General features: G+C 38.7%; 2 protein-coding genes and 1 pseudogene. 1 reads left to right on the forward strand and 2 read right to left on the reverse strand.

Features of this window, described 5'->3' with window-relative positions; translation table 11 throughout:
* Positions 1-100: 100 nt before the first annotated feature.
* A pseudogene (locus NFS43_RS24205) lies at positions 101-1,221 on the reverse strand (IS1182 family transposase); the annotation flags it as partial.
* A gap of 679 nt (positions 1,222-1,900) precedes the next feature.
* Here NFS43_RS24205 and ltrA point away from each other — a divergent pair.
* Positions 1,901-3,160, forward strand: coding sequence for a group II intron reverse transcriptase/maturase (gene ltrA / locus NFS43_RS24210; RefSeq protein WP_251555544.1), 1,260 nt, complete (start codon positions 1,901-1,903; stop codon positions 3,158-3,160).
* A 211-nt stretch (positions 3,161-3,371) separates the two neighbouring features.
* Here the strand turns inward: ltrA and NFS43_RS24215 are convergent, their stop codons facing one another.
* Positions 3,372-3,545 carry a hypothetical protein gene (locus NFS43_RS24215; RefSeq protein ID WP_251555545.1) on the reverse strand — a complete coding sequence of 58 codons (174 nt, stop codon included), beginning with the start codon at positions 3,543-3,545 and terminating at the stop codon, positions 3,372-3,374.
* Between the last annotated feature and the right edge of the window lie 426 nt (positions 3,546-3,971).

Genomic DNA, 3,971 nt, shown 5'->3' on the forward strand with positions numbered 1-3,971 from the left:
AGTATTCAAAGTAGTTTTTCACTCAATTTTTCTACTTCGAATACTTTAAATACTCCTGATTTTCATAGTATAGATAACTGCGTTTTGTTGGTGGTACCCCAGCTTCTTCTAGATAGTCTTCCCAGATATGACGTTGGATTAACTTCTGATGATTTTGACTCTACAATTTACACACTTCAAAGGATTGGATTTATACTGCCGATATCCTTCCTTCGTCGTCGTTGTGTATGATAATATCTCTCCTTGCGGACAGATATAGCAATCATAGTGCTCATCATAGACGTATTCATGTTTACGCATGAAACCTACCTTTGTTTTTGGTCGGGTGTAAGGAAGAGCAGGAGTAATACCCTTTTCTAAAAGGAAATTACAAATCGCAGGTGTCTTATAGGCAGCGTCAGCTGCAACGGCTAAAGGCTTCTTTACTTTATCCATTATTTTCTCTACTAATGGCTGAAGCATATGACTATCATGAATGTTCCCAGGCGTTACAATAGACCCCAACACAAAACCATTTCGATCTGTAGCAGCATGAAAAGAATAAGCGAACTGTTTGGTCCTTTCATCTTTTACGTAATATCCACTTTCTGGGTCTGTGGTACTTTCCTTAATTTCCTTCATCTCTTCCTTTTCAAACTTTTCAGGTGGAAAAGGTTTCTTACCATTATCGATACGGTCCTGATTTAATTCAGCCTGAAGCTTCGCTTCATAAGCTCGAGTTTCTTTTCTTACTGTTTTCTTTTCAAATTTACGTTTATTGGCGCTTGCCTTAACATGAGTCGAATCAATAAATACATGATCCGCGCTTAATAAGCCCTTATCTGTAATCTCTTTTAAAATTCGGTAAAAGATCTGTTCAAATAAATCGGTTTCCTTAAAACGACGTTCATAATTCTTGCCGAAGGTAGAGAAATGCGGAACTTCAGTGTAAAATCCGAAACCTAAGAACCAACGATAAGCCACGTTTGTTTCTATTTCTTTAATGGTTTGTCGCATAGAACGAATACCAAATACATACTGGATAAAAGTCATTTTGATCAAAACAACAGGGTCAACACTAGGACGGCCAAGTGTCGAATACAGATTTTCAACTAATGGATATATGAAAGAGAAATCAATAGCAGCTTCAATCTTTCGTACCAAATGATCTTGTGGCACCAGTTGATCAATTGCGATCACTTCTAATTGATCTCTTTCGGTATTATTGTTTCTCGTCATCATAATCCATCACCTCAAAATAAATCTTATTGATTATTGTAAATGAAAAAAGACTGTAGGCAAACTCGAATTTTTCGAGTTTGTCTACAGTCTGAAAGGTCCTAATTCAATTAGGGCCTTTCTTGGATGTGCGCCCGGCATGGGTACAGTCTATAGGGTGCAAGTCCCGAGCCACGAAGGCAGTAGTAGTGGTTAGTTTAACGCAAGGGTGTCCGTGGTGACGCGGAATCTGAAGGAAGCGGGCGGCAAACCTCCGGTCTGAGGAACACGAACTTCATATTAGGCTAGGTACCATTGGATGAGTTTGCATTACAAAACAAAGTCCTTACTGCCGAAGGTGGTACAGAGTAAATGAAGCAGATAGGTGGAGGGAAAGACTGTACTCTTACCCGGGGAGGTCTGATTGGTATGTCAAGTACACTTGGTAACCTATCCAGCAATGGATAGCTGAACAATCAGAAGTCAGCAGAGGTCATAGTACCAGTCTAACTCGAGATAGAATGGGAAGGACTGAACTATTAAGAGAGAATGAAATCTGCCCATTCGGCGATTGCACTTGAACACAGACAATCCGAAAGGACTTACCAAAAGGAGGAAGCGGTGAATCCGCAGGGGACTTTAGGAGGGTGGAGCAAGAACCGGCATAAACAGAAATTTCATTCACGTAGAAAGGAGTAACATCATGTTAATGGAACGAATCTTGTCACGGGGAAATCTCTTAACTGCCCTAAAACGGGTAGAGCAGAACAAAGGAAGTCACGGCATAGATGGAATGTCCGTAAAATTCCTACGAAGACATCTCTATGAAAACTGGGATTCCCTTCGGGAAGCCTTGAGTACAGGTAACTATCAACCTTCCCCTGTTCGCCGTGTCGAAATTCCGAAACCAAGTGGAGGGGTACGGCTTTTAGGCATACCAACTGTTACAGACCGTTTCATCCAACAGGCAATTGCCCAAGTATTAACCCCAATCTTTGACCCAACCTTTTCTGAAAACAGCTATGGATTCCGACTTAACAGGAGTGCCCATGATGCGGTAAGAAAGGCAAAGGGATATATCAAAGAAGGGTTCCGTTGGGTAATTGATATAGACTTAGAGAAATTCTTTGATAGGGTTAATCATGACAAATTGATGGGAATACTCGCTAAAAGAATTGAAGACCGCATTCTTCTCAAACTAATCCGGAAATATCTTCAATCAGGTGTAATGCTTAATGGGGTTGTTCAATCAACGGAGGAAGGTACTCCGCAAGGAGGTCCTCTCAGTCCTCTACTTTCAAACATAATTCTTGATAAATTAGATAAAGAATTGGAAGCAAGAGGGCATAAGTTTGTCCGTTATGCTGACGACTGCAACATTTATGTTAAGTCATTAAAAGCAGGGGAACGTGTAATGGAATCCATTACGGCGTTTATTGAGCAGAAACTAAAATTGAAGGTAAACAGGGATAAGTCGGCAGTAGACCGTCCGTGGAAACGGAAATTTCTTGGCTTTAGCTTTACTTGGAATAAAGAACCGAAGGTGCGAATTGCTAAAGAAAGCATCAAACGCTTTAAGAAGAAGATTCGAGAAATTACCTCACGGTCAAAACCTTTTCCATTAGAAGTAAGAATTGAAATGTTAAACCGTTATCTAACAGGATGGTGTGGATACTTCGCTTTAGCTGACACTCCAAGCAAATTCAAAGAATTCGATGAATGGATAAGAAGAAGGCTCAGAATGTGCGAATGGAAACAGTGGAAGAAACCTAAAACCAGAGTTAGGAAACTTATTGGTTTAGGCGTCCCTGATTACAAAGCATATGAATGGGGCAACTCCAGAAAGAAATACTGGAGAGTTGCATGTAGTCCAATATTACACAAAACCCTCGATAACTCTTACTGGAGTCAACGAGGGTTGAGAAGTCTATATAATCGTTATGAAATTTTACGTCAATCTTAATAGAACCGCCGTATACCGAACGGTATGTACGGTGGTGTGAGAGGTCGGGGGTTAGTCACCCCCTCCTACTCGATTTATTTATTATAGGGGTCCTGCAGTTATCTTCTAGACTCAATAAGGGGTTTTATGGGATAATTCCGAAAAAATTCGTTGTTTTTTAATGTTTTGCTACAATTGATGGATAATCAAATGTACCCAATTAGATATTTTTTTATCTTATTCTATCCCAGACTCTGTTTAGATCTAAGGGAACATATACTTTATCACCATGAATTTCTCTATGAATAATGGGATTGGAAAAGCTTTGTTCTAAACTATCCATTAATTCCTTACGTTTAGCTCTTGTTTTTGTTCCTAATACATGTTCAAAAGGGTCTCTATTCATACATATACCTCACTTTTTATTATCTAGAGTTTTCTGCTCATTAAAAAAATGTAATAAGATATACTGCCACAATAATCCATTTCCAAAATAAAAAAGCATATCTGACCATGCTTCTGAAAGGGTAATTTCCCCTATTCGGATAGAAAACTATTGTTAAGCTAGTTAAAAACCCCAGTATCCATGAATAAATCATATGTACTTTGATCAGTCTTATTAAAAACTCAATTGTCAAATTTTCATCACTTCACTATTCTCCTATGCAATATGTTGAATATACAGATATATAGTGTCCAGTAATTCTAAATTTTAATTAATGAAAACATCTTTATTTGGTAATATAAATTTTAAGAAGGAGCATTCCTGTTAGAAGGATTTTCGGGGACTTGAACAAAAAAGAGCCCTCTTGGTATGATACGGGGTGTCAAA

This window comes from Neobacillus muris (assembly GCF_943193175.1).
GTDB classification, from domain to species: domain Bacteria; phylum Bacillota; class Bacilli; order Bacillales; family Cytobacillaceae; genus Neobacillus; species Neobacillus muris.

Excerpts from the sequence above, each read along its gene's own strand:
- NFS43_RS24215 (WP_251555545.1), bottom strand. The coding sequence starts at position 3,545 with ATGAATAGAGACCCTTTTGAACATGTATTAGGAACAAAAACAAGAGCT.
- ltrA (WP_251555544.1), top strand. The coding sequence starts at position 1,901 with ATGTTAATGGAACGAATCTTGTCACGGGGAAATCTCTTAACTGCCCTA.